This is a genomic window from Lacibacter luteus (assembly GCF_004118265.1).
Taxonomy (GTDB): Bacteria; Bacteroidota; Bacteroidia; order Chitinophagales; family Chitinophagaceae; genus Lacibacter; species Lacibacter luteus.
The window spans coordinates 19,053-44,561 of the sequence record NZ_SDHW01000008.1; the positions used below are offsets into that span (position 1 = coordinate 19,053).

General features: G+C 40.4%; 23 protein-coding genes, 1 tRNA gene and 1 other RNA gene. 13 read left to right on the forward strand and 12 right to left on the reverse strand.

All coding sequences use genetic code 11. The annotated features are described in order from the left end of the window. Positions 1 to 24: 24 nt before the first annotated feature. Together ESA94_RS19505 and ESA94_RS19510 are read left to right on the forward strand one after the other, a co-directional pair. Positions 25 to 1,269, forward strand: coding sequence for a peptidase U32 family protein (locus ESA94_RS19505; protein WP_240671108.1), 1,245 nt, complete (start codon positions 25 to 27; stop codon positions 1,267 to 1,269). Further along, a complete protein-coding gene (locus ESA94_RS19510; protein ID WP_129132637.1) occupies positions 1,262 to 1,483 on the forward strand; it encodes a ferredoxin in 222 nt (73 codons plus the stop codon). Before ESA94_RS19505 ends, ESA94_RS19510 begins: the two co-directional genes overlap by 8 nt. A gap of 90 nt (positions 1,484 to 1,573) precedes the next feature. Here ESA94_RS19510 and ESA94_RS19515 read toward each other — a convergent pair whose 3' ends face one another. Together ESA94_RS19515 and ESA94_RS19520 are read right to left on the reverse strand one after the other, a co-directional pair. Continuing rightward, positions 1,574 to 2,428, reverse strand: coding sequence for an endonuclease/exonuclease/phosphatase family protein (locus tag ESA94_RS19515; protein WP_129132638.1), 855 nt, complete (start codon positions 2,426 to 2,428; stop codon positions 1,574 to 1,576). A gap of 9 nt (positions 2,429 to 2,437) precedes the next feature. After that, complete coding sequence (locus ESA94_RS19520; protein WP_129132639.1) at positions 2,438 to 3,112, reverse strand: NAD-dependent epimerase/dehydratase family protein; 675 nt, start codon at positions 3,110 to 3,112, stop codon at positions 2,438 to 2,440. Between the two features lie 201 nt (positions 3,113 to 3,313). Between ESA94_RS19520 and ESA94_RS19525 the strand changes: the two genes are divergently transcribed. After that, the gene (locus tag ESA94_RS19525) at positions 3,314 to 6,451 is read left to right on the forward strand and encodes a T9SS type A sorting domain-containing protein (RefSeq protein WP_129132640.1); all 3,138 of its coding nucleotides are present in this window, start codon (positions 3,314 to 3,316) and stop codon (positions 6,449 to 6,451) included. Positions 6,452 to 6,519: 68 nt separating this feature from the next. Here the strand turns inward: ESA94_RS19525 and ESA94_RS19530 are convergent, their stop codons facing one another. Together ESA94_RS19530 and ESA94_RS19535 are read right to left on the reverse strand one after the other, a co-directional pair. Next, positions 6,520 to 9,147: an outer membrane beta-barrel protein gene (locus ESA94_RS19530; protein WP_164972804.1), complete on the reverse strand. Its 2,628-nt coding sequence runs from the start codon at positions 9,145 to 9,147 to the stop codon at positions 6,520 to 6,522. Positions 9,148 to 9,283: 136 nt separating this feature from the next. Beyond that, complete coding sequence (locus ESA94_RS19535) at positions 9,284 to 9,889, reverse strand: DUF445 domain-containing protein (protein WP_129132642.1); 606 nt, start codon at positions 9,887 to 9,889, stop codon at positions 9,284 to 9,286. Between the two features lie 93 nt (positions 9,890 to 9,982). Between ESA94_RS19535 and ESA94_RS19540 the strand changes: the two genes are divergently transcribed. Continuing rightward, positions 9,983 to 10,059: transfer RNA gene (locus tag ESA94_RS19540), tRNA-His, on the forward strand. Between the two features lie 52 nt (positions 10,060 to 10,111). Here ESA94_RS19540 and ESA94_RS19545 read toward each other — a convergent pair. The 4 genes from ESA94_RS19545 to ESA94_RS19560 form a co-directional block, all read right to left on the reverse strand. Continuing rightward, positions 10,112 to 11,107, reverse strand: coding sequence for a helix-turn-helix domain-containing protein (locus ESA94_RS19545; protein ID WP_129132643.1), 996 nt, complete (start codon positions 11,105 to 11,107; stop codon positions 10,112 to 10,114). A 65-nt stretch (positions 11,108 to 11,172) separates the two neighbouring features. Next, a complete protein-coding gene (mutS, locus tag ESA94_RS19550; protein ID WP_129132644.1) occupies positions 11,173 to 13,770 on the reverse strand; it encodes a DNA mismatch repair protein MutS in 2,598 nt (865 codons plus the stop codon). A gap of 57 nt (positions 13,771 to 13,827) precedes the next feature. Next, entirely contained in the window at positions 13,828 to 14,247 is a 420-nt protein-coding gene (locus ESA94_RS19555) for an OsmC family protein (RefSeq protein ID WP_129132645.1), read from the reverse strand. Between the two features lie 44 nt (positions 14,248 to 14,291). Continuing rightward, a complete protein-coding gene (locus tag ESA94_RS19560) occupies positions 14,292 to 15,074 on the reverse strand; it encodes a rhomboid family intramembrane serine protease (RefSeq protein WP_129132646.1) in 783 nt (260 codons plus the stop codon). A 172-nt stretch (positions 15,075 to 15,246) separates the two neighbouring features. Here ESA94_RS19560 and rpmB point away from each other — a divergent pair, with 172 nt between their 5' ends. The 4 genes from rpmB (at position 15,247) to ftsY (ending at position 17,006) form a co-directional block, all read left to right on the forward strand. Continuing rightward, positions 15,247 to 15,483 carry a 50S ribosomal protein L28 gene (gene rpmB / locus ESA94_RS19565; protein WP_129132647.1) on the forward strand — a complete coding sequence of 79 codons (237 nt, stop codon included), beginning with the start codon at positions 15,247 to 15,249 and terminating at the stop codon, positions 15,481 to 15,483. A gap of 24 nt (positions 15,484 to 15,507) precedes the next feature. Further along, the gene (gene rpmG / locus ESA94_RS19570) at positions 15,508 to 15,690 is read left to right on the forward strand and encodes a 50S ribosomal protein L33 (protein WP_129132648.1); all 183 of its coding nucleotides are present in this window, start codon (positions 15,508 to 15,510) and stop codon (positions 15,688 to 15,690) included. A 66-nt stretch (positions 15,691 to 15,756) separates the two neighbouring features. Then, a complete protein-coding gene (locus ESA94_RS19575) occupies positions 15,757 to 15,930 on the forward strand; it encodes a DUF4295 domain-containing protein (protein WP_129132649.1) in 174 nt (57 codons plus the stop codon). Positions 15,931 to 16,040: 110 nt separating this feature from the next. Beyond that, a complete protein-coding gene (gene ftsY, locus ESA94_RS19580; protein WP_129132650.1) occupies positions 16,041 to 17,006 on the forward strand; it encodes a signal recognition particle-docking protein FtsY in 966 nt (321 codons plus the stop codon). Positions 17,007 to 17,078: 72 nt separating this feature from the next. Here the strand turns inward: ftsY and ESA94_RS21525 are convergent, their stop codons facing one another. The 3 genes from ESA94_RS21525 to rplU all read right to left on the reverse strand — a co-directional run bounded on the left by ESA94_RS21525 (position 17,079) and on the right by rplU (position 17,934). Further along, positions 17,079 to 17,234, reverse strand: coding sequence for a hypothetical protein (locus tag ESA94_RS21525; protein ID WP_164972805.1), 156 nt, complete (start codon positions 17,232 to 17,234; stop codon positions 17,079 to 17,081). 77 nt (positions 17,235 to 17,311) lie between these two features. Beyond that, the gene (gene rpmA, locus ESA94_RS19585; protein ID WP_129132651.1) at positions 17,312 to 17,578 is read right to left on the reverse strand and encodes a 50S ribosomal protein L27; all 267 of its coding nucleotides are present in this window, start codon (positions 17,576 to 17,578) and stop codon (positions 17,312 to 17,314) included. Between the two features lie 53 nt (positions 17,579 to 17,631). Then, positions 17,632 to 17,934, reverse strand: a complete 303-nt coding sequence (gene rplU / locus ESA94_RS19590; protein ID WP_129132652.1) for a 50S ribosomal protein L21 — start codon at positions 17,932 to 17,934, stop codon at positions 17,632 to 17,634. A 138-nt stretch (positions 17,935 to 18,072) separates the two neighbouring features. Here rplU and ESA94_RS19595 point away from each other — a divergent pair, with 138 nt between their 5' ends. The 3 genes from ESA94_RS19595 (at position 18,073) to rseP (ending at position 22,267) form a co-directional block, all read left to right on the forward strand. Continuing rightward, positions 18,073 to 19,569 carry a GH3 auxin-responsive promoter family protein gene (locus ESA94_RS19595; protein WP_129132653.1) on the forward strand — a complete coding sequence of 499 codons (1,497 nt, stop codon included), beginning with the start codon at positions 18,073 to 18,075 and terminating at the stop codon, positions 19,567 to 19,569. Positions 19,570 to 19,618: 49 nt separating this feature from the next. After that, the gene (locus ESA94_RS19600; protein ID WP_317127874.1) at positions 19,619 to 20,824 is read left to right on the forward strand and encodes a 1-deoxy-D-xylulose-5-phosphate reductoisomerase; all 1,206 of its coding nucleotides are present in this window, start codon (positions 19,619 to 19,621) and stop codon (positions 20,822 to 20,824) included. 78 nt (positions 20,825 to 20,902) lie between these two features. Continuing rightward, on the forward strand, positions 20,903 to 22,267 hold the full coding sequence (rseP, locus tag ESA94_RS19605; protein WP_129132654.1) for an RIP metalloprotease RseP: 1,365 nt from the start codon (positions 20,903 to 20,905) through the stop codon (positions 22,265 to 22,267). Between the two features lie 72 nt (positions 22,268 to 22,339). Here the strand turns inward: rseP and ESA94_RS19610 are convergent, their stop codons facing one another. Next, positions 22,340 to 24,142, reverse strand: coding sequence for a MutS family DNA mismatch repair protein (locus ESA94_RS19610; RefSeq protein WP_129132655.1), 1,803 nt, complete (start codon positions 24,140 to 24,142; stop codon positions 22,340 to 22,342). A 100-nt stretch (positions 24,143 to 24,242) separates the two neighbouring features. Between ESA94_RS19610 and ssrA the strand changes: the two genes are divergently transcribed. Together ssrA and ESA94_RS19620 are read left to right on the forward strand one after the other, a co-directional pair. Then, positions 24,243 to 24,615, forward strand: a transfer-messenger RNA (tmRNA) gene (ssrA, locus tag ESA94_RS19615). 425 nt (positions 24,616 to 25,040) lie between these two features. Beyond that, complete coding sequence (locus tag ESA94_RS19620) at positions 25,041 to 25,505, forward strand: hypothetical protein (protein ID WP_129132656.1); 465 nt, start codon at positions 25,041 to 25,043, stop codon at positions 25,503 to 25,505. The last annotated feature ends 4 nt before the right edge of the window (positions 25,506 to 25,509 follow it).

Consider the following 25,509-nt stretch of genomic DNA (forward strand, 5'->3'; position numbering starts at 1 on the left):
GGCTTTTACAAAAACTGTTTGTCAATGAAGAAGAAAGTAGAACTGCTGGCTCCTGCAGGAACATTCGATTGTATACAGGCCGCCATCAATGCCGGTGCTGATGCTATTTATTTTGGTGTGGAGCAACTCAACATGCGTACACGTTCCAGCGAAGGTTTTACCATTGAGGATATCAAAGAAGTAGCAAGGCTTTGTCATGCCAACAACATCAAAGCTTATCTCACACTCAATACAGTCATGTACGATCATGATCTGCAACTGCTGCGTGTTATTTTGAATGAGGTAAAGCAACAGAACATTGATGCTGTAATTGCTGCTGACTTTGCGGTAATGCAATTGTGCAGGGAATTAAATATTCCGCTGCATGTTTCCACGCAGGCCAATGTAAGCAACAGTGAAGCTGTTCAGTTTTTTGCAACGATGAGCGATGTAGTGGTACTTGCACGTGAACTCACGCTGCAGCAAATGAAAGCCATTACAAGAGATATTGAACGGAAGAATATCCTTGGCGTATCGGGTGAGTTATTAAAGATAGAAGTGTTTGTACATGGTGCGTTGTGTATGGCGGTGTCGGGCAAATGTTATTTGAGTTTACATGCACAGAATGCATCAGCCAATCGTGGTGCCTGTGTACAAACCTGCCGGTGTCCTTACAAAATAACCGATGCAGAAACAGGAGAGGAGTTACTCATCGACAATGAATATATCTTATCAGCAAAAGATCTTTGTACAATCGGCGTTATTGATCAACTGATCGATGCAGGTGTGGATGTATTAAAAATCGAAGGTCGCAGCAAAGGTGCAGAGTATGTACAAACAGTAACCCAATGTTACCGTGAAGCGATTGATGCAGTGGCAGAAGGAACCTACACACAAGAAAAAATTGCAGCATGGGAACAACACCTGGCAACAGTGTATAACCGTGGTTTTTGGGAAGGCTATTATCTTGGTTACCCTACAGGTGAATGGACGAGGAAGCCCGGTTCTGCTGCAACAGAAAAGAAAATTTATCTCGGCAAAGGAAGTAAGTATTATCCCAGGATTCGGGTGGGAGAGTTTAACATTGAAACAGGTTCGCTTAAGGCAGGAGATACGATATTAATTACAGGTCGAAGACATGGAGCAATTAAGGAACAATTGCATACATTAACTGTAAACGGTAATGCGGCCACTGTTGCAGGTCGTGGCGATAAACTTACGCTGCCCGTTGCAACGCCTGTATTGCCAACCGATAAGCTGTATAAAATTGTGGAGGAAGTGCATGCCTAAGCTGGTTCATTATCGCAATAAATGTATTGGTTGTGGTATCTGTTACCAGCAGCAACCTTTGTATTGGCGCATGAGTAAAAAAGATGGTAAGGCAACATTGCTGAACGCTGTAACAAAAAAAGATGTGCAGTTGCTTACTGTGAGTGAAGAAACTGCAGAAGTAAATCTATCGTTGATAGCCGCCTGCCCTGTACGTGTTATTAAGTTGATGTAATGTAATGTTGTTGTAGTCGAGCAACAGCATCACGACATTATTGGTTGCCGGACCAACAATTTTATTTCTTCTTGACGGGTATCTGGATATTTATTTTACCAACAGCTCTGTCATTACAGCAAAATGATCGCTTGCAAAACGACCTCCCCATGTTTGCGAAATGGTTGCGTGTGTTAATACCTTCCAGGTGCCTTTGAGAAAAATATAATCGATGGGTTGATCGTTGCGTTCTTTGCTTTGAAATCCGGTAAAGGTTCCTGTTGGTCCATAGTGTGCTGTTTGCGAAAGTTTTTTACTGTCGGTCAATCGCAGCGGATTGTTTTTATCAATGATCACCTGTATAGGTTCGTCTGTTGGTTCTGCATTAAAGTCGCCGGTAATTACAGCAGGAGTGGAGCCTGCAATTTCTTTTACTTTCTCCAGAACAAGCTTTGCACTTTCTCTGCGTGCAATTTTACCAATATGATCGAAGTGTGTATTGAATGCAAAGAAGATCTTTTTTGTTTTTCTGTCTTTGAATTTCGCCCATGTAACAATACGTGTAATGGCAGCATCCCATCCTTTGCTTCCTGCAACGTTTGTTGTTTGGCTTAACCAAAACATATCGTTGCTGAGTAATTGCAGTTTAGTGGTATCGTAAAAAATAGCAGAATACTCACCCTTAGTTTTACCATCATCCCTTCCGCCACCAATATATTTGTATTGTGGTAAACGTTGTTGTAAATCGATCATCTGGTCGTGCAATGCTTCCTGTACGCCGAGTAAATCAATTTGATGAAAAAGAATTTGCGAAGCTACTTTGTCTTTGCGGTAAGGCCATGCATTTAAACTGTCTGATGATGTGTTTAAGCGGATGTTAAAAGTCATAACACGCAAAGGCGTTTGTGCAAATGAAGAAAGAACAAAAACGAAAAGAATGCTGAATAGTAAAACGGATTTTTTCATGTGCCGAATTTATTGGGCAACAAGTTCCTTAATATCTTTCACTTCCAGTATTGATTTTTTGTAACCTTTTGTTGTTGCATTGATCATGGCTTTGCCTATTTCTTTTAACGTAACAATGCCATCTAAACGAAACAGTTTAATAACAGGTAAGAGCCAGCCTAAATAGTTATAGAGTTTCACAGTATTTTTCATGCCTTTGCCGGGTTCAATAACGCCGGGACGGAAATTGTACACTTGTGCAAACGGCAGTTTGGTGAGATCGTTTTCTGTTTTGCCTTTTACTCTTGCCCACATGAGTTTGCCCTGTTCACTACTGTCGGTACCACGGCCCGAAACATAACAGAAAGTCATAGCCGGGTTTTGTTGTGCAAGTACCGTTGCAACATGTGTGGTTAATGTATACGTAAGATGATAAAATTCTTCTTCTTTTTTTCCAACAGAAGAAACACCTGCACAAAAGAAACAGGCGTCGTAACCCGTTAACTGTTCTGCAATGGATGTGATGTTATGAAAATTGGAGTGCAGCAATTCTTTAAGCTTTGGATGCGACAGCCCATAACTTTTACGACCCAGGATCAATACTTCGGCAACAGCCGGGCTGTTGAGGCATTCGTGTAATACGCCTTCGCCTACCATTCCGGTAGCACCTGTTATAATTACTTTCAGGTTAGGTTTAATGCTCATTGTTTTTTGCTTGTTTAGTATAAAAACGTTTCAAAAAGCTTTTCCCTTTAAAGAAAGGCATTGTAAATGCAAACAGAAAATAAGTAGTTTTTTTTAAAGCAGCTTTAAAGATTAGGTAAAAAATATAATATGATATACTACAAGCAGGCTAATGGGGGGCATTTACTTTTACAGATTCCAAATTCCAGGTAAACCTTTATTATGAAAATCATTCAATCCAATCGCCTGCTTGGTTGTTTAACAGTTATAGCAACCTTGCTTTCATTTTCGCTTAATGCCCAAACACCAGGGCTTATAGTTCGGCCTGCAGGAGGTACGGGCCCCGTTGTATTAAATCCTAACCAGAATTATTACACCTCTGCAACTACAGCCGGTTACACAACCAACGATATTACCCAAAGTGAAATCCTGTACAAGATCATTAAGCCAATTATGGCCGAGCCAACAGGTGATCTTGCAACGGGTCCGACCGGCGGTTATTCCGACATTGTAAAAACAGTTGACAACAGTGGTTGTTATATTTTTAATGATGGAACCAACCTGCTTTTCCGTTTACGCATAGGTGGTATTGTAAGTGGCGCAAAGGCATACAATATTTTAATTGATTCGGACAATAAACTCGGTGCAACAGGCTCGTCTGCCGATCCAAACTATGTTGCACCAACAAACAGCGGCAACGGCAACCCTGGTTTTGAAACAGAGATTGCTTTAGAAACAGGATCGAATGGTCGTGTTGCTATTTATAATGTTGATGGAATCATTAATCCAACAGCAAGCTCTACGTATTCTTTAACTACCAATCAACTCATATCTGTAGCATTAAGCCGTGAATCGGGCGATGCAGATTATTTCTACGATTTTTTTGTTCCGCTCTCGGCATTGGGAATAACAGGATCTACTCCAATCCGTATTGTTATTTCAACAAACACGAATCCCGGTTCTGCATTTCAGGGAACACGTTCGGATATTTATGGCTTGGACGATTCGCAGTTTAGCAACACAACAGATGCATGGGAATATTTTGGCGAAAACTCTCCAGGCTTTACGTTAAATGATGTTACATCCGGAGGTTCAGGACCTTCTCCAATTTGTACAGCAGCACCAACAGTTAACAGTGGAATTGCTGCAGGTTCAAATATCAATATCACAGGATCATGGACACGGCTCGATGCAACAAAACCCTCTACTGCTACAATTTCTGTTTATAAAAATGGCGTACTTGCCGGTACCACATCGGCAACAAGTGGCGTAGCCTGGAGTTATACTATTGCTTCAGTTGTGGCTGGCGATGTAATAACAGCTAAGGCGCAGGCTACGGGAGAAAGTATGTGTTTGGTTAGTAACAGTGTGGCTGTTACAAGCTGTGTGCCTGCAAATATTTCAACCAATACAACTACAGTTATTACGTGTATCACTAACAAAGGTATACAGGGAACAAAACCTGCAAATGCCCGTATAAAACTTTATACCATTGCTGCAGGTGGCAATCTTGTTTTATTAGCTGATGATGCAACTACTACCAATAAAATCACTTATAACCAAACAACCGATCCTTCGGGTACAGTTTGGGAATACAACAGTACCAACAACGGTGGACCGAACGCTGCATGTACCGGCGGCCCGAACGATATGACGAATGCCAGTTATGTTATTACAGTAATTGAATCGGGTAAGTGCGAATCTGCACCTGCTTTCAGTTGCTTAACATTAACACAAACAGCAGCACCAACAATTACACAAACAGTTTTATACGAAGGCTCAACTGTTAGCGGTACTGCAGTAGCCGGTACAACAGTGCGGTTATTGGTAAACGGATTTATTGTAAGTACAACAACTGCAACGGGTGGCGTTTACAGCTTCAGCAACCAGGCATTTAAAACCGGCGATGTTGTTTCAGTTCGTTCACAAACAACAGGCGAGTGTATCAGTAACGCAACAAGTTTAACGGTAACATGTTTTACAAGCACCCCAATTATTAACACCGATTCTCAGGGTAATTTAACAGCATTGGCAACAACAGTTACAGGCACTTCATCCGAACCAGCAGGTACAACCATCAGAGTATACAATGCATCCAACGTGTTGCAGGGTACTTCTACTGTACAGGCAAACGGAACATGGTCGGTTACGGTAACGGCATTGGTGAATGCAACAGGCTATTATGCAACTGCACAAAATGGCACTTGTGCAGTAAGTGCAAATTCTACCACTGCTACTGCACGTACTGCAACAACTGTGTGCCCAACAATTACAGGTTCGTATGTTGAAGGAAATACAACGGTATCCGGTACAATTCCCGGTCCTTTTACAGGAACCGTTTATTTATACCAGGATGGCGGGCTGATTGGTTCTGTTGCATTAACAGTTCAAAGCAGCTGGACGATTATTGTAAACGTTGCAACGCCTTTGTATGCAGGCGGCGTATTAACCACCGGAGCACAAACAACCGGCGGTACGCTTAACAGGGCATGTGCTTCTACAACAACTGTAAGTTGCTCGGCACCGTCAACACCATCTGTATCGCCAACATCATCAACCATTGCAGTTGGGCAAACTGTTACATATACAGTTTCCAATACAGAATCAGGAACATTATACATTGTAGCCGATGCCACAACAGAAGCAAACTATGCAACATCGCAATTTGGAAATAACGGCTCCGAAACATTTACAACAACAACCTTTAACAGCCCCGGTACTTATACTGTAAGCATCAGTGCCGATAAACTTTCGGGTACAGCCTGTGTAACCAGCTCATCTGCTACAGTTATTGTAATGGGGGCATTGCCGGTACAGTTGTTATCGTTTTCAGGTAATCTTGCTAACGGCCAGGCACAGTTGCAGTGGCGCACTTCATCAGAAATAAATACCGATCACTTTGTTATTGAGCGTAGTGTTGATGGACGAACGTTTGCTGCAGCTGGTAAAGTAAATGCAGCAGGAAATTCGGCAATTGAAATGCGTTACAGTTTTGCAGATCCATCGCTTACTGCTACTGTTTATTTCTACCGGTTAAAAATGGTTGATGCAGATGGAAGTTTTGCATACAGCTCTGTTGTAAAACTGCAGCAAAATCAATCACAAAAAATAACCGTATCACCCAATCCGTTTAATGCGGTTATTCAAATTAACGCAACCGTTGCAAAGAGTGGGGTAGCAGATATTCGTCTTGTTGATCAATACGGAAGAGTAGTGTATCAAACAGTCCGTACAGTTGTACAGGGCACAAACAGTATTCAGCTGGCTAAACTTCCTGCATTGCCCGCAGGTCATTATCTCCTGCAATGGCACAGCAATGGAATTACATATGTAGAAAAAATATTAAAGCAGGCGAATTAATCTTACCGATCATAAATAAGAAAGGCCTCCGAATAGGAGGCCTTTCTTATTATCAGGAAGTTGATTGCTTATTGCATTTGCATTTCATCGCCACCACCTTCGCCTTTGTTGCTCTTACGCTTGAACAAAGAAGCGTCGAACTTACCAAAGCGGTAGTTGAAGTTTAAACGAACAAACGAAGGATCTCTTCTTCTCCAGCTGTACTGTTCAAAATATTGCGATTGAGAGAACTGATTGTTACGACGGCTACTTAAGATATCGCTCCAGTTCAACGAAAGTGAAGCAGTGTTATTCTTGATCTTAAATTCTTTACGGATACCCATATCAACAAAGTAATTATCGTCGATATAACCTTGTGTAGTTGCAACGCTACCACCACCAAAGCCACCACCACCGAAGCCGCCCATACCGCCACGGCCACCACGGCCACCGCCACCACCGGATGAAACAGGTAAAATAGAACGGGAGTTATAATCGCCGCTTAACTGCATGGTCCAGCCTTTTCCTAAGCGGAAAGAGTTGTTCAGTTTTACAGTGTAGCTGGTACGTTCGTTTTTCAACTCAGGTAAAATAGTGCTGCCATCAATTTTAGAATAATAAACGTTGATGTTGTAATTGATCTCCCACCATTTTGACACCGTGTTACGGAATACTAATTCCATACCTGCTGCATAACTCTTGTTGGCGTTAACCCATGTGCTGATGATAACACTGTCTGTTGAAGTTCCCAGCTTTTCTTTATTCTGGTAACGTGAAATAAGATTGTTTGTTTGCTTACCGAATAATGTAACCAATACCGTGTTGTTTTTATCGCCGTAAGTTTTTTGATATGTTAACTCAAGTGAGTTTGTAAACTCAGGCTTCAGATTAGGGTTACCTGTCTGGTAGTTAAAGATGTCACTGTAATCGGTATTAGGCAATAACTGGAAAAAGCTCGGACGGTTAATTCTGCGGCTGTAATTCAGTTGCAGATCCTGTTTGCCTTTTAATGATTTTGACATAAATACGCTTGGAAACAACGCCAGCGGAAACTGGTTCTGGAAGCGTTCTGTTTTACCAACCTGTTCACCATCGTATTTCGAACTTTCTATACGCAAGCCAACCTGGTAGTTAAAATCTGCTTTCTTTATTTTTTGAGAGTAGGTTCCATATGCAGCATGTACATAATCAACATACTTAAACTCATTGCTTAGCGCTGTATTTACTGTTCCGTTAAAGGAGTTGCGCTGAAAGCTTTCGAAATAACGTATTTGTGTACGCACACCACCTTCGAATTTGATGTTTTCATTGATCGGATCAGCATAATCGGCCTGTGCAACAATAAGCGAGTTGTTACCACCTGCAGCTATACCTTGAGTTGATTTTTGGTAGAGATTGATCCAGTCTTTATCAAACCATTTTGAATCTGTGATCTGTTGATCGTTTTCGCTACGGCTTTTGTTATAGTTCACATCCACAGTAAACTCTTTTCCTGCACGGGGGAAGTTATGTTTGAAGCTTAAAGATCCTCCGCCATTACGGAATTTGTTTGTTCCATCAGTTTCACGATAGCTCCAGATAGTTTTCGGCGATGTGTAAGCAGAGTCGTAACGGATATAATCCTGGTTAAACATATCGAAATTGCCACCACCGAAGTTAGCAGAGAGCGTAAGTGTGTTACGGTTGTCGAGCAGGAAATCGAAACCTGCACGGCCAAAATTGAACATGCCTTCGCTGATGTTACGGTTGCGTGTAAAAATTGTATTCAGCACATTGTCTCCAAGATTCTTACGATCTGTTTCGCCAAAGCCGATACCTCTGCGTTGGTTTAAACCAATGTTTGCAAAGAAGTTTACTTTACCCTGGCGTACGTTAATATCTGCACCGCCGTTAAATCTGCCACGCATATCAACACCTGCACGAACGCTGCCACTGTAACCAACACGTTTGTTCTTTTTTAATACAATGTTGATGATGGCTGATTGACCACCACTTGCATCATACTTAGCAGAAGGGTTTGTTATCAATTCAATACTTTGAATAGCATCAGCAGGAATTTGATCTAATGTTAACACCGTTGGGCGTCCATCAACAAATATTTGCGGAGCACTGTTACGTAAAGTAATGTTACCATCAATATCAACATTCACAGTTGGCACATTACGCATTACATCAACACCCGTACCACCTTGCGAAACAATATTTTTTTCTACGTTAAAAATTTTACGATCGATGCCCAACTGCAGTGTAGGCTTTTCGCCGGTTACTACAACTTCACCTAATTCTTTTACATCCGATTCAAGTTTGATGTTGCCCAGATCTTTATCAACCTGGCTCATCATATCTTCCATTCCTCCACCGGGCTTAAGGTTGAAGCTTATTTTTTGTTCAATTGTTTTAAAACCAATTGCTGTAATCAGTAAGCGGTACTGGCCCATTACATTTAAACCTTCAAGACTGAAATCGCCATTGGCTTGTGTTAACTGGCCTGTTACCAACACATCCTTTCTTGTTTTGGTGGCAGTGTCCATTCTGTTTTGGTACAGTTGAACAGATGCCCCATCAATAGGTTTGTTGGTTTTAGTGTCAACAATTTTACCGTAAAACCTTCCCATATTCATTTGACCACCGCCGCCATTCGGACGACCACCGCCCGGAGTCTGGGCAATTAGGTTAAGGCTAACAAGCAAAAGCAAAAAGCTGGTAATAAGTCGCATGTACTTCTTTTTAAAATTGAGGCGCAAATTTCTGCGTAAATAAATAGTATTCAACCTCATTTAGTATGAATGAGTGATTAACTGTTTTAGACGGTAATTGTTTACCCCGGCATCGTTTGAATATGATGAGTGGAAACTATTGCGTAAGAAGGGTGATGGCCACCTGAACCACACCAATAAGAAAGCCAAGCACTGCACCTACAATTTCTACAAAACGAAACTCACGGGCCATTACCTGGTAAAGAATTTCTTCAAGCTTATCGCTGGAAAACGCTTTTACTTTTTCGGTTACAATGGCTTCTAAGTCAAGTTGTTGTTTTAAGGTAACGCTGTAATCTTTCATAAACTTTGGAAAAAGCAGTTCCAGCTCTTCCATGAAAACAGCTTTCAGTTTTTCAATGGTTTTATCGCCAATAAACATGCTGATCATGGGCATGGTATCGCTAAGCTTAACCCGCAGAAAATGATCGATATGTGTTTCTACAGTAGGGAGTACTTTTTTAAGGTTTTCCGGACTGGTGATCTTTGCTTCAATTTCTTCGAACGAAAGTAATTCCTGGCTCACCAGTTTACCCAGTTTTTCAGCAAACTGTTGTTGCCGTTTTGGAAAAATGCCCTGCACTTTAATACCAAGTATGTTTATAGGATTACGTGGATGGAACAACATTTTAATTGCAACCCAGTTGGTAACCCATCCAATAAAAGCAGAGATAAGCGGAATAAGAATAAGCCAGTAATTCATAATGTGGCTGCAAAGAACGTTTATTTTTTAAATATGCATTCTTGATTTGCTTGGAAAAGTGAATTCCATTACTTTTGCAGTCCCTTAAACACGGAGGCTGTAGCTCAGTTGGTTAGAGCATCAGATTGTGGTTCTGAGGGTCGAGGGTTCGAGACCCTTCAGCCTCCCCAAGGAAAAGAAAATCCCTGCACTGTTTGTGTGGGGATTTTTTATTACAAGTGCTTATTGTTTTTGCGTAGAATGTTCGTGCAAAAGGCCAGGGGTAATACCATATTGTTTTTTAAAGGCCTTTGTGAAATTCGAAACATCGCTAAAGCCTATTCGCAGGCCTGCTTCTTTTGGAGAAATACCGGTGGTAAGATAGCCTTTTGCTTTTTCTAGACGGTTCTTGTTATAGTATTCGTACAACGGATAGCCATATACCTGTTTAAACCGTTGTTTAAGTTTTGTACCGCACATTTGTGCAATCACAGCAAGTTTAGTAATAGAAGGAAAACGGTCTAAGTCGTCTTTCAGCAGTTCTTCAATAGCTTTCAGCTTTGTAAGATCTTCTTCCGGAATGATTGTTTCGGTATTAATATCGGGATGTTCGTTGAGATAAGTCTTAAAAAAATAATCAAGCAGCGTTAGGATTTTACTTTTTATCAGAAAGCGCTGCTTCTGGTTTTTCAGATCTGCAGCAAAAACTGTTTGGAGCGATGCGTTGATCTCTTCGTCAATGATCATTTTATCGATCAACTGCACACCTTGCTTTGTAAGTTGAGCAATATTTTTTCTTGCTTCATCATCCAGGTGAACAGCAATCCATTGTGGCGTAAGGTAAATCCCTAACCGTTTAACAACAGAACCGGCAGAATAATTAACCTGTAATTCTGTGTTTGTGGATGACAAAAAGATATTATTCTTCTGAACAGTTTCTTCGTTACTGAACAAATCCTTCTTGTCTTTTACATGAATAAAGCTTGTAACCTGTGTTTGGTTAAAGAAAATAAGCAAACCCGCCTGGTTGTTGCTTAATCTGTGCAGAGTAAAATCGGTATTTAATTCTGCATTTAAAATACCAAACGAAAATGTCCGGTCAATACTATCAGCAAAACAATAACCATTACCAACTTGTTCCGGAAAGAAAAGTGTATTATTTGTAACCTTGCCTCCTGTTAGTGTTCCTATTTCCTGTAACCAGGTTTTAAAATTTCGTTGTTTGTACTGTAAATACATCGATACACAAAAGTACCAAGCCTGTATATGTTGCTATGTAGAACAGATTATGATGTTTTTGCGGCTTATTGTAGTTTCTGCTTAATTTCCTGCAGTTTCAATAGTGCTTCAACAGGTGTAAGACGGTTTATATCGATGCTGCTTAACATGTGTCTGATGTCTTCAAACGTTTGTGAGTGTACATCAAAAATGTTCAATTGCATTTTTTGTACAGGCAATTGCTTCAATTGCTCTTTAATATCGCTGCCACCACGTTGGTCCTCGAGTTGTTTCAATATTTCATTTGCCCGTTGAATAAGCGTTACAGGCATGCCCGCCATTTTTGCTACATGAATACCAAAGCTGTGGGTACTTCCACCGGGAGCAAGCTTACGCAAGAAGATCACTTTGTTGCCAACTTCTTTGTTGGTGATGTGGTAGTTTTTGATGCGTGGAAATTTTTCCTCCAGTTCGTTCAGCTCATGGTAATGTGTGGCAAATAATGTTTTAGGCTGCTGAGGCGATTGATGCAGAAATTCTGCAATGCTCCATGCAATAGAAATACCATCGTAAGTAGAAGTGCCACGGCCAATTTCATCAAGCAAAATCAGGCTGCGTGATGAAAGGTTGTTGATGATGCTGGCAGTTTCGTTCATCTCTACCATGAACGTACTCTCACCACCACTTAAATTATCACTTGCTCCAACACGTGTAAAAATTTTATCGGTAAGCGGAATTGTTGCTGCTGTTGCAGGCACAAAACTTCCCATATGCGCCATCAACACAATTAAACCTGTTTGACGCAGCAATGCACTCTTACCACTCATGTTGGGCCCTGTAAGAATAATGATCTGCTGTTCTTCTTTATCTAATACAATATCGTTGGCAATATAAGTTTCACCAACAGGCAGATACCGTTCAATAACGGGGTGGCGTGCATCTTTGATGTCTAATGCAACTTCATCCTTTATAACCGGACGAACATACTTGAACTGAATGGCATTTTCAGCAAAACAACCAAGGCAATCGAGTATGGCCATTACCTGTCCGTTTGTTTGTATTGGGCCGATGTACTCCTGTAATTCCAGCAAAAGTTTTTCGAAAAGTTCTGTTTCTATCTTCAGAATTTTTTCTTCTGCTCCGGTAATTTTTTCTTCATAAACTTTCAGCTCAGGAGTAATGTAGCGTTCTGCATTGGCAAGCGTTTGTTTTCTTGTCCATTCGGCAGGCACTTTGTTTTTATGCGTGTTGGTTACTTCTAAGTAATAACCAAACACATTGTTGAATGCAATTTTAAGCGAAGGGATACCAGTTGCTTCACTTTCACGTTGCTGTATCTCTAATAAAAATTCTTTGCTGTGGTGCGCAATGCGGCGCAGTTCATCCAACTCAATATTTACGCCTTCTTTAATTACATCGCCTTTGCTGATCATTACCGGAGGATTCTCTACGATCTCATTCAGTATTTTATCAGCAATGTAACGGCAGGGATTGATGGTATCGCTCAACCGTTTTAAATAAGCGTTCGGTGAAGTTGTACTCAACTCTTTAATTTGCTCTGCAAAGCCAAGCCCTTTTGCAAGCTGTAAAATTTCACGTGGGTTGATTTTTTTCAACGGAAGTTTTGCAACCAATCGTTCAACATCACCACTTTGTTTAATAAGTGTTTGCAGTTGTTTACGCAGATCGGTTTCGAGAATAAGCGATTGAACAGCTTCTAACCGTTCATTGATACGCTCCATATCTTTCAATGGCAACACCATCCAGCGGCGCATTAAACGGGCGCCCATCGGCGAAACAGTATTGTCGAGTATTTTCAATAAGGTATGGCCGCCATCTGCACCACTGCCGAGTAATTCAAGATTACGGATGGTAAAGCGATCCATCCATAAATAATCACGTTCATCTAAACGTTGAACAGAAGTAATATGATTAAGATTTGGATGCTCGGTATCCCGCAGGTAATGCAATACTGCGCCTGCAGCAATTGTTCCCAGCTTCAGTTCATCAACACCAAAACCTTTCAGCGAGTGTGTTTGAAAATGTTTCAGCAATAACTCTGTTGCATATGCTTCAGAAAAAATCCATTCTTCTAAATGATAGGTGTAAAACTTCGTTCCGAAATTTTCTTTAAACTGCTTTTGTTTGTTGCGTTGAAAAACAACTTCTGCAGGGCGTAAGCTTTGCAATAATTTATCAGCATACTCTCTATTTCCTTCTGCTACAAAAAACTCACCGGTGCTGATGTCTGTAAAAGCCAAACCATATTTATCATCTTCTTCATGAATGGCAGCAAGAAAATTATTACTGTCGTGTTCAAGCAGTTTATCGTTGGTTGCAGTACCCGGCGAAAGTAATTCGGTAACTCCACGCTTTACAATGCCTTTTGCCTGTTTGGGATCTTCAAGCTGATCGCAGATAGCAACACGATGGCCGGCCTTTACCAGTTTATGTAAATAAGTATCTAATGCATGGTGAGGAAAACCTGCCAGTTCATTGCTGGCTGCAGATCCGTTGTTGCGTTTTGTTAACGTAATACCCAACACCTGCGATGCAATGATTGCATCGCCACCAAAAGTTTCATAAAAATCACCAACACGAAACAGCAAAACAGCATCGGGGTATTTAGCTTTAATAGCTCCGTGCTGTTGCATTAAAGGGGTTTCTGATCCTGCTTTAGCCATGGCGGCAAAAATAAGGAAGCAGCCTGTTCAGTAAACGATTAGTTGTTCAGGTTTTTATCAGCTGTAAATAATTTCAAAGCTCATGTTGGCAAACTTGTCAAACATGGCACTTACGCCGCAGTATTTTTCTTTTGAAAGGTTTACTGCTTTTTCTACCTTCTCCCTGTCTGCAGGTTTAACTGAAATACGATAGATCACTTTTACCTCAGTATAGATCCTTGGGTGATCGGCTGAAAGATTTGCTTCTGTATCAATAGAAAAATTGCTGAACTCAACACGCATTTTGTTGAGAAGAGAAATGATGTCAATACCGGTACAACCTGCAAGGGCAGAAAGCATCAGTTGTTTAGGGCGGGGGCCGCTGTTGCTGCCGCCATCGTTTTCTGCAGTATCTATAATAATGTGATGTCCATCGTCGAAGTTTGATTTAAAACGCATTCCTCCGGTAAACTCTGTCTTTACAATTTTATCTGCCATATCAGTTATAATCTATTTAGTCGGCAAAGTTACGTACAGTGCACTCATTTTCGGCGGTGATAACGTTGAATAAATGGTTGTTTAAACACATCGGCTGTTTCTTCTTTGGGCGAAAAGAATTTTATAAGCAATATTCCTGCAACAAAGCCACCAATATGTGCAGCATACGCAACACCATCACTTTTGTCCGAAAACAAACCAATTCCGTTGATGATTTGAAAAGCGATCCAAACGCCCAACGCTACCAAAGCAGGGACCGTTACAATAAACCACACGAAAATGGCGTGCACTTTCCGTTGTGGAAACAGGATCAAATAAGCTCCCAACACACCTGAAATAGCCCCCGATGCTCCTAAACTCGGTATAAAAGGATCCTGCGCCATAAAATAAGTAGAGAAAACATGACTGAGGGCGGCAATTAAACCGGCTGAGAGGTAGAACAGGAGATAAGGCAGATGTCCAAGCTTGTTTTCAATATTATCGCCAAATATCCAGAGATAGAGCATATTGCCCCCAAGATGGGCAAAACCACCATGCATAAACATCGAAGTAAATAAGGTTAGGTAAACCGAACCGGGTGTTTCATAAAGAGCAGGCCGAACAAATTGTTGACCGGTTTCGGGAATGTTCAGCAGGAGGGGAGGCCTCACCTGATCGACCCCGGTAAGTATTTCGGCAGGCACAGTGCTCCAGGCATAGGTAAACAGTTCGTTTGATCCCAATTGCTGGAAAAAGACAAATACCAGAATGTTTGCAGCAATTAAAAAGTAATTAATATAGGGAGTTATTTTTCTGTCAGAATTATCATCAGCAATGGGTAACAGCATGCTTTTTTCTTAAAAATACATTGTTTCTTTGCCGAAACAGGACAAAACAGGCGGGTTTTCCACAAATTGCGTGCAATGCAGGCGAGGTTCGATTGAATTTTAAAAATCAATCAAAAAAAGTAACGGATTTAAGTTGAAAACTCTTACCTTTGCCGTCCTAAAAATTTGTATCATGGCTAGAGTTTGTCAGCTTACAGGAAAAGTGCCGGTTGGTGGTCACAAGGTATCGCACTCGAATATCAAAACGAAACGTCGTTTTTTACCCAACCTGCAAACAAAACGTTTCTTCCTGGCTGAAGAAGATAAATGGGTTACGCTGAAACTGTCTACAGAAGCGATCCGCACAATCAACAAAAGAGGATTGTATAGTGTAGTAAAGGAATTGCGTGCAAAAGGAGAACATATTTAATAAGCATATTTAAACTGAGCTAAAATGGCAAAGAAAGGTAATCGTGTACAGGTTATTCTGGAGTGTACAGAGCACAAAACATCGGGCCAACCCGGTACAAGCCGCTATATCACTACCAAGAATAAAAAGAACACACCAGAGCGTTTGGAGTTGAAAAAATTCAACCCTATCCTGAAAAAGGTAACAACGCATAAAGAAATTAAATAATAATGTGCCTGGTGCACATTTGAATTAGTAAAACTAGATCCCTCAGGGATTAAAAATTAAGAAGTCATGGCAAAAGCAGCTTCAAAGAACGCAAAGATTAAAGACGCCAAAGCAGCGGCAGAATCAAAAAACTGGACAAAAGTAATCAGGGCCGTTCGCAGTCCTAAATCTGGTGCATATACCTTTAAGGAGCAAATTGTGCACAAGGACAAGGTGAAAGATTACCTGGCTCAAAAATAACTTATACCTGATCAGTATATTCAAAGCTGTTCCAAGTTCACCAACATGGAGCGGCTTTGTTGTTTTTATATGCTAAACCTATTTCGTAGTAATATTGTAAAAACAGAACGATGGGATTTTTTGGAAAGCTATTTGGCAAAAAAGAAAAAGAAAGCCTGGATCAGGGATTAGAGAAAACCAAAGAAGGTTTTTTGGGGAAGATAGCAAGAGCTGTTGCCGGTAAAAGTACAGTTGATGCAGAAGTACTCGATAACCTGGAAGAAGCATTGGTTAGTGCAGATGTGGGTATTGAAACTACTGTAGAAATTATTGAACGTATTGAAGCACGTGTTGCAAGAGATAAATACATAAGCACTTCCGAACTTAACTCTATACTGCAACAGGAAATTGAAAACATTCTTGTAGATGCACCTGCAGATACAACTTATTCCAATTTCGATTTGCCTGCAGGGAAAAAGCCATTTGTATTGATGGTGGTAGGAGTAAATGGCGTTGGTAAAACAACAACCATTGGTAAACTTGCTCACCATTTTACGCAGGCAGGAAAGAAAGTAATGCTTGGCGCTGCTGATACTTTCCGGGCTGCTGCAGTTGATCAGTTAACCATTTGGAGCGATCGTGCAGGCGTGCCGATTGTAAAAAGAGAAATGGGCAGCGATCCTGCATCTGTTGCGTTTGATGCAGTGAACAGTGCTGTAGCAAAAGATATTGATGTGTTGATTATTGATACTGCAGGGCGATTGCATACTAAAACACATTTGATGGAGGAATTGAGTAAGATCAAGCGTGTTATTCAAAAAGTAATTCCGGATGCTCCGCATGATGTGTTACTTGTTCTCGATGGATCTACCGGACAAAATGCAATTGAACAGGCAAAACATTTTACAGCAGCTACAGATGTAACCGGACTTGTAATAACAAAGCTTGATGGTACAGCGAAAGGCGGTGTTGTATTAGCAATTGCTCACCAGTTTAAAATTCCGGTAAAGTTTATTGGGGTAGGCGAAAGAGTGGAAGATCTGCTGGTGTTCGATAAACATGAGTTTGCAGATAGCTTGTTCAACCTTAAGAAATAGAATAGAGAGAAAAGGCTATAAAAATAAAAACCTCCTGTAATCAGGAGGTTTTTATTTGGATTCGCTAGAATCTTATTTCTTTTTAGCGGCTTTCTTAGCAGCTTTTTTAGGAGCGGCTTTTTTAGCAGCTTTTTTAGCAGCCTTTTTAGGAGCAGCTTTCTTAGCAGCTTTTTTAGGAGCAGCTTTTTTAGCAGCTTTCTTAGGAGCAGCTTTCTTTTTTGTTGCCATTTTTTTAGAATTTAATGATTAGTAAAAAAAACTTAACAGAGTAAAAATAAAAAAATTTTTATTTCAAAAAAATTTTTTTAAGCACCTGCTTCAACGGGGGCAACAGAAACGAAAGTTTTATTATCCTTTCCTTTTTTGAATTCAACAACGCCATCGGCTAATGCAAAGATGGTAAAGTCTCTACCAACACCTACATTTTTACCAGGATGATATGATGTGCCACGCTGACGAATAATGATGTTACCGGCAGCAGCAGGCTGTCCGCCGTAGATTTTTACACCAAGGCGCTTACTTTGTGAATCACGGCCGTTCTTTACACTACCTTCACCTTTTTTATGAGCCATTGTATTAGAATTTTATTTTTTAGAATTTATTAATCTGAATTTTTTCCTTCAGATTAAGCAATACCCGTTACTTTAATTTGTGTGTACAACGTACGGTGGCCTCTCTTCTTACGGAAACCTTTACGACGTTTCATTTTGAAAGCAATCACTGTTTTGCCTTTCTTTTCAGCAACAATTTCAGCTTTCACTTTTACTTTAGCATCAGCACCTGCGCTGATTTTTCCATCCGTATCAACAAATAATACATCAGAAAACTCAACTTGGTCGCCAGCGTTACCTTCAATATGAGGAACGTACAGGCTCTGACCTTCTGAAACTTTGAACTGCTGACCGGCGATTTTAACGACTGCAAACATAACTTTCCAATATTAGGGCTGCAAAGGTAGGGATAAAATTGGTTTGAAAGCAAGTTTCTGCTTAAAAAATTTACCCTTTTTAACGGCATGCTTTGAGGCGGTAAAGTTAAATTTGTGACCTCAAAACCGGGCTACGGAATGAAAATTAAATCAGTGCTTGCAAAACCTTTTGCGGGTTTTATCTATAAATCGATCCAGAAAAATAAGCTTACAGCCTTAGCTGACCAGGAACAAATACTGAAACAGCTGCTGAAAACCGGCCGAATCACCGAATATGGCAAGGAGCATCGCTTCGAACAAGTTAATAGTTATGAGGAGTTTAAGCAGGCGTCGCCCATCAGGGATTATGAGCAGATGCGGCCCTGGATCGATAAAATTGTGGAAGGTAAACACAATGTGCTTTGGAAAGGTGTTCCAATGTACTTCGCCAAAACTTCCGGTACAACCAGTGGCGTTAAATACATTCCCATAACAAAAGAATCTGTTGGAAATCATTTTGGTACAGCCCGTAATGCTGCTCTTTGCTATGCAGCTGAAACAGGCAATACCCGTTTTTTCGATGGTAAACTTATCTTTTTATCAGGTTCGCCTGAGCTGGAACGTGTAGGAGGAATTCCTACGGGAAGGCTTAGCGGTATTTCTAATCACCTGATCCCAAAATACCTGCGTACCAACCAATTACCCTCTTACGAAACCAATTGTATTGAAGATTGGGAAACCAAACTGGGCAAAATTGTGGATGAAACCATCAATCAGAACATGACACTCATAAGTGGCATTCCACCATGGATGCAGATGTATTTTGATGAACTGATCAGGCGAACAGGAAAAAAAGTGGGCGACATCTTTCCCAATTTTAACGTTATGATCCAGGGGGGAGTGAATTTTGAGCCGTATAAAGCCAAAATATTTGAAAGTATCGGTCGTAAAGTTGATACCATCGAAGTATTCCCTGCAAGCGAAGGCTTCTTTGCCTTTCAGGATTCACAGCAAGCAGAGGGCTTATTATTAAATACAAACGACGGAATCTTTTTTGAGTTTGTACCTGCAGCTGAAATTCATAGCGAAAACCCAACCCGTCTTTCATTGAAAGATGTAAAAGTGGGCGAAAACTATGCACTTATTATTAATAGTAATGCGGGCTTGTGGTCGTATAATATTGGCGATACTGTAAAATTTGTTTCAACCGATCCTTACAGGCTGGTGGTAACCGGTCGTATTAAACATTATATCTCTGCATTTGGGGAGCATGTTATTGGCGAAGAAGTTGAGCAAAGTTTATTGCAGGCAGCAACTGAAGAACATATTCATATTACCGAGTTTACAGTGGCACCCATGATCCAGCAGGGCGAAGGCAAAAGCTACCACGAGTGGTTTATTGAATTTGAACATATGCCGGGTAACCTCGAAAGTTTTGCAAGCAAGCTGAACGAAAATTTGCGGGAGCGTAATATTTATTATGATGATTTGATTACAGGTAATATTTTGCAGCCGCTAAAAATCACGCCGGTTAAAAAGAACGGGTTTATCGATTACATGAAAAGTATTGGTAAATTGGGCGGACAAAATAAAGTGCCCCGTCTCAGCAACGATCGCAAAATTGCAGATGAGCTGATGAAGTGGGCCGAAAATTAATTTTCAACGAACGAAGTATGATGTACCATGTATAGCAGCCTTCTGATAATTGTTCAGAACTGTAAACAATGCTGCATCTTCCGATGACTATATGCAACAACAAAAGAAACGCATTGCCATTTTTGGTTCAACAGGTTCAATAGGTACACAGGCGCTCGATGTAATTGAGGCCAACCCCGATTTGTTTGAAGTTGAAATTCTTACTGCACATACCAACGATGAATTACTTGTAAAACAGGCACTGCAGTTTAATCCGAATGCTGTTGTAATTGTTGATGAGCGCAAATACGAAAAAGTAAAACAGGCGCTGGCATCAACCGATGTAAAAGTATTTACCGGAGAGCAGTCGCTGGAAGAAGTTGCAGCGTTTGACACGTACGATATGATGCTGGCCGCTATTGTTGGGTTTGCGGGATTAAAGCCAACATTAAAAGCTATCGATAACAAAAAAGCAATTGCGCTGGCAAACAAAGAAACACTGGTTGTTGCCGGTGATATTGTAATGCAGAAAGCAGTTGAAAATCGTGTGCCCATTATTCCTGTTGACAGCGAGCATTCGGCAATTTTTCAATGCCTCGTTGGTGAAGCAAGAAATAAAATTGATAAGATTATTTTAACGGCAAGCGGCGGACCATTTCGGGGAAAGAAGCCAAATTTTCTGTTGAACGTAAAAAGGGATCATGCATTGCAGCATCCCAACTGGAGCATGGGTGCAAAGATCACGATCGATTCTGCCACACTCATGAATAAAGGATTGGAAATGATCGAGGCTAAATGGTTGTTTAATCTTGCGCCGGAGCAGATACAAGTGGTTATTCATCCGCAAAGCATCATTCACAGTATGGTGCAGTTTGAAGATGGCAGTATCAAAGCACAAATGGGATTGCCGGATATGAAGTTACCTATTCAATATGCAATGGCTTTTCCTCAACGCATACCGAATAATTTTCCACGCTACGACTTTAAAAAAATAAACACACTCACGTTCGAAGATCCCGATCTGAAAACATTCCGTAACCTGGCATTGGCAATTGATGCGTTAGGAAAGGGAGGTAATCTTCCCTGTATTATGAATGCAGCGAATGAAATTGCTGTTTGGGCCTTTTTACGCAACAGGGTTGGTTTTCTGGATATGACGGACATTATTGAAAAAGCAATGAATCATGTAAAGTTTATTGCAAAACCAACGCTTGATGAGTATCTTGAAAGTGATGCCGAAGCAAGGAGTTATACCGCATCGCTTATTCAAATGTAACAACGACTAAAAATTAACGACGAACTTCTATATTTCACTGATATTTGTACATTCTAATTACTAAAACGATATCCCTTTATGCTTTTAGCCATTAATTGGGCTGATGTTGGAGTGCAGGCTGCACAGTTATTAACAAGTCTATCCATACTTATTATACTTCACGAATTCGGACATTTTATAACTGCCCGTTGGTTTAAATGCCGGGTAGAAAAATTTTATCTCTTCTTCGATCCCTGGTTTTCGTTATTTAAAAAGAAAGTTGGCGAAACCGAATATGGTATTGGCTGGTTACCACTCGGCGGCTATGTGAAAATTTCGGGTATGATTGATGAAAGTATGGATAAAGATGCAATGAAGCTTCCAGCACAGCCGTGGGAGTTTCGCAGCAAACCGGCATGGCAACGACTGATCATTATGATTGGCGGTGTAACCGTAAATGTGCTTGTGGCTTTTATTATTTATGCGATGATCCTTTTTGTTTGGGGCGAAGATCCCATTCCCATGAACACGGTAAAAAATGGCGTATGGATTACAGATAGTTTAATGTATGAAGCAGGATTACGTAACGGCGATAAAATTGTTTCAATTTCCGATAAACCCGTTGAGTATTTTGATGATGTAAATAAGAAAATACTTACGGCAAAGGAAATGATTGTAACAAGGAATGGTGTTGAGAAGAAGATCGTATTTCAAACCGATCTTGTTGGTAAGCTTGTTGAAAGCAAGCGCAGAAGAAGATTGGTAGAGATGCGTGTAAGTCCGTTGGTAGGAGCGTTTGATAAAAAAGATACCAGTTACGCCAGCCGTTCAGGATTAAAGAAAGGCGACCGGATCATTGCTGTTGATTCTGTTGCAGTATCCTATTTCGATGAAATGATTCCGCTTGTTGCAAAAAAGAAAAATGGAACTGTACAGTTTACTGTAAACCGTAATGGCGATACAATGAATATTGTGTCGAAAGTAAATGCAGATGGTAAAACCGGTTTAGGGCTTGCAGATATTGAAGATTATGCAGCTGCAGGCGATTTTAAGATCAACCATCGTTCTTATTCTTTCTTTGAAGCATTTCCTGCAGGTGTAAAGAAAACGTTTAGCAAGTTGGGCGATTATATTGAGCAGTTTAAATTAATTCTTCGTCCCGAAACCGGAGCTTATAAAGGTGTTGGTGGATTTAAATCGATGGGTTCTGTTTTTCCTCCTGTATGGAACTGGGAAAATTTCTGGAGCATTACAGCTTTCTTCAGCATTGTACTTGCATTTATGAACCTGTTGCCGATACCAGCATTGGATGGCGGCCATGTATTGTTTACATTAATTGAAATGATTACCGGCCGCAAACCAAACGAAAAGTTTTTAGAGTATGCACAAATTGTGGGCATGGTTTTTCTGTTGGGCTTAATGCTGTATGCAAACGGCAACGACTGGTTTGGATGGAATAAGTAGAAGTGAATAATTCATAAACAAAAAAAGAGAAAGCAATAACCGGCTTTCTCTTTTTTATTTTAAACGATATTGTTATAACTCGATTCCGATCTTCTTCATTAGAATAGAGGCGTTCATACTTTGGCAAACACCTCTTTTTATTTTATAGTCGAAATACAATTCATCTGCATTTACCTGCACATCGAAATGATAATTGTGTACAGTTGCTGGATATTCGTTTGCAAGGTTTGCCAGTTCAAGATCGTGTGTGGCAAGAATGCCCGTTGCTTTGTGCAACAGTAGTTGTTTTATTAAGGCTTTAGATCCTGTATGCCTGTCGTTGGAATTGGTGCCTCTTAAAATTTCATCGAGTAAAATAAATACAGCTTCATTGTTGTTTACTGCATCAATGATCTGTTTGAGTTTTTTCAATTCGGCATAAAAAGTAGAAGTATTTTCTTCCAGATTATCTTTAATACGCATGCTGCTCATAACTTTCAACGGCGAAACTGTTAATTGTTGTGCACATACAGGGGCACCCATACAGGCCAGTACCATGTTTACGCCAACACTCCGCAAGAACGTACTCTTGCCTGCCATGTTAGAACCGGTAATGAGGTTGATCTGTTCTTTTCCTTTTGTAGTAAAATCGTTTAATACATTTTTCTGTGCATCAATTAACGGATGGCCAAGTTGCACCGCATCAAAAACAGGTTCGTTTGTTTGCAATACAGGAAAATTCCAGTGCGGATGATTAAATGCAAGCGTACCAAGACTGCACAAAGTTTCCAGTTGAGCCAGTGCTGTAAACCAATGATTAATCTGCTGATTGTTTTTCCGCTTCCATGCTTCTAACTGCAGTACAAGTTGCAGATCCCACAACAAAAAAACATTCAGTGGAATAAACACAACAGGATTTAACCGGTAATCGAAGCGATTGAAAATTTGTTTCAGCTGAAAGATCTGCTTTGAAGCTTTTGCAGTATTGTTGTAAAACTGCTGTTGCAGCGAATGCAATAATGGATCGGCAAAGGATGCCTGCTCAACACAACGGATACTGTTTGAAAGTGTTTCCAGTTCGCCTGTAATTTTATTCAGCTTACGATACAACGGCACAATAAAACGGGTGATGCCAAATGCAACTGCTGCAAACAATAACGATGCCTGTAAAAATCGTTGGTAAGTAATTACATCAAACAAATAGCAAAACAATGTTGTTAACGCAATGGCCGGAACAACAAAGCGAAGTATATGCCAGTAACCTTTATGAATAAACCGGTTATCTTCTCTTAACCACGCTTCCAGTTTTTTTTCAGTAGAAGAAGTGATTACTGTTTCTCTTCCCAATGCCTGTAATTCCTGTCGCCAGTTTGTTGTACTGCACAATTCTTTTACAGCATTTTGTCGTGCAAGAATTGTGGCTGCATCGGCAGGTTGTTGTAACCAGCTTGCGATACATTCATTGCCTTGTTGTGATGTTGTTCGGTTAATGTATTGATAAAGCGATGCTCTTCCGAAAATATCAAGGTCACCTGCATACGGATGTTCTTCTGTATAAAATTCGCTGCCATCTTTCCTGTTCGTAAACTGATGCTGCAGGTAAAGCAACTCATCCTCATTTAATGTAATAAGGTTACGGCAATGTTTAATTGCATCCCGGTTGGCAAAGTCTTTCTTCACAACAAATAAAAACAAAGCAATGCCCGATACAATTACAATGAATGAAAAAAGTAAACCCATTGGCCAAACATACCAGGTGGCAAACACGGTAACTGCAAGAACACTAAAACGGACCCATCCTAAAAGGCGTTTCCGTTTAAATAATTCGCTCAATTGATTGTTTAGTATTGATAACTGTTCTGTGTAAAACTGATGAGGTGTTGTACCTGTTGCCATGCTGTAAAACTATAAAGAATATATCATCGTTTTTTCAATGCAGTTTATCAACAGAAATAAATGTATTTTTGCAGTCCGCTTGTACTTCGTACTTGCTTCCGGGGCTGCCTGGTTTTGACAGCATAGATCTTTGAAGGTGTAAGCATGCCGTGCGTTGTGTAATTAGCACGTAAATCTGAATACTCAAAACTCAAATGGCAATACACAGTATGCCATGGCTGCGTAATCAGTGATTATTCAGTCATTAGGGCCGCCGAACAGGTTGATCTGTTACCAAGTTCCGCCGCCGACTCAAAAACAAAACAGGTTGCTGTAACACAAGGCTGTGACTGTTACAAAAGACTCATTCAGCTAAGTACTGTATTGGTAGGTTCAGGTCCTGTACAGTGCCGACAATTAATCGTGAAATAAGCATGTAGAAAGCTTTTGGCGAATATGTTTGGACAGCGGTTCGAGTCCGCTCAGCTCCACTTGCCCTGTACAGTTACAATTGTGCAGGGCTTTTTTATTTTACTCATTCAGAAGTTGTAATTGTTGTGTTGTTATTGTAATGGAATAAATAACGATTCAAGTTGTATCATTCCCGCTCTATTATTTTTATGTTCAAGGTTGAGCATTGCGTATTTAAAATCGCAAGCCATTCTCCTGAGCAAATTTCTTTTTGCTGTTGCAATCATTATCTCACAGGGCAAATACTTGGTAAATTTTAGACAACCGTTTGCGCATGCAAACTATACTTAAACGCTGTTAAATTAGTAAACCCTTAATCTTCCAGAACTATTTGTGATTGTGAGTGCAGGTTTCTTTAAAACTGCAATTGAAACGTATTGCCATAACCATAAAATCGAACAGTCAGAATTATTTAGCGTCTATTTTTTAACAACCAAAACTACCAGTTATGAAAAAAAGCAAGATCCCTTCGGGAGTTGCATGGCTATTGCTATGCCTGTTGCTCAGCCATTCGTCTATGGCGCAACAGAAAAAGAACGAACCCGCCAAACCATCGTGGATAACAATGATGGATGATCCCAACGTAAATTATTTCGAAGCAGTAAAAAGTTTTAACGACTACTGGAAGAACAAAGAAAAGCCTGTAGAAGAAGGTGAGCTTTTTGAATCAGTAGGAGATAAAGAAAAAGAAGAAGCGATCAGTCGTAAAAAAGCAAGATTGCGTGCAAGTGAACCTGCACAGATGTATGCATTCGAATACAAACGCTTTATCTGGTGGATGCGGGAGATGGAACCTTTTGTGCAACCCGATGGACACATTAAAGGAATGGATGAACGCATCAACGAGTGGCGCACACTTCAACAACAGAAAAAACTACAGCGTGAAAGGGAAAAAGATAAACCCAAACAATAACTGC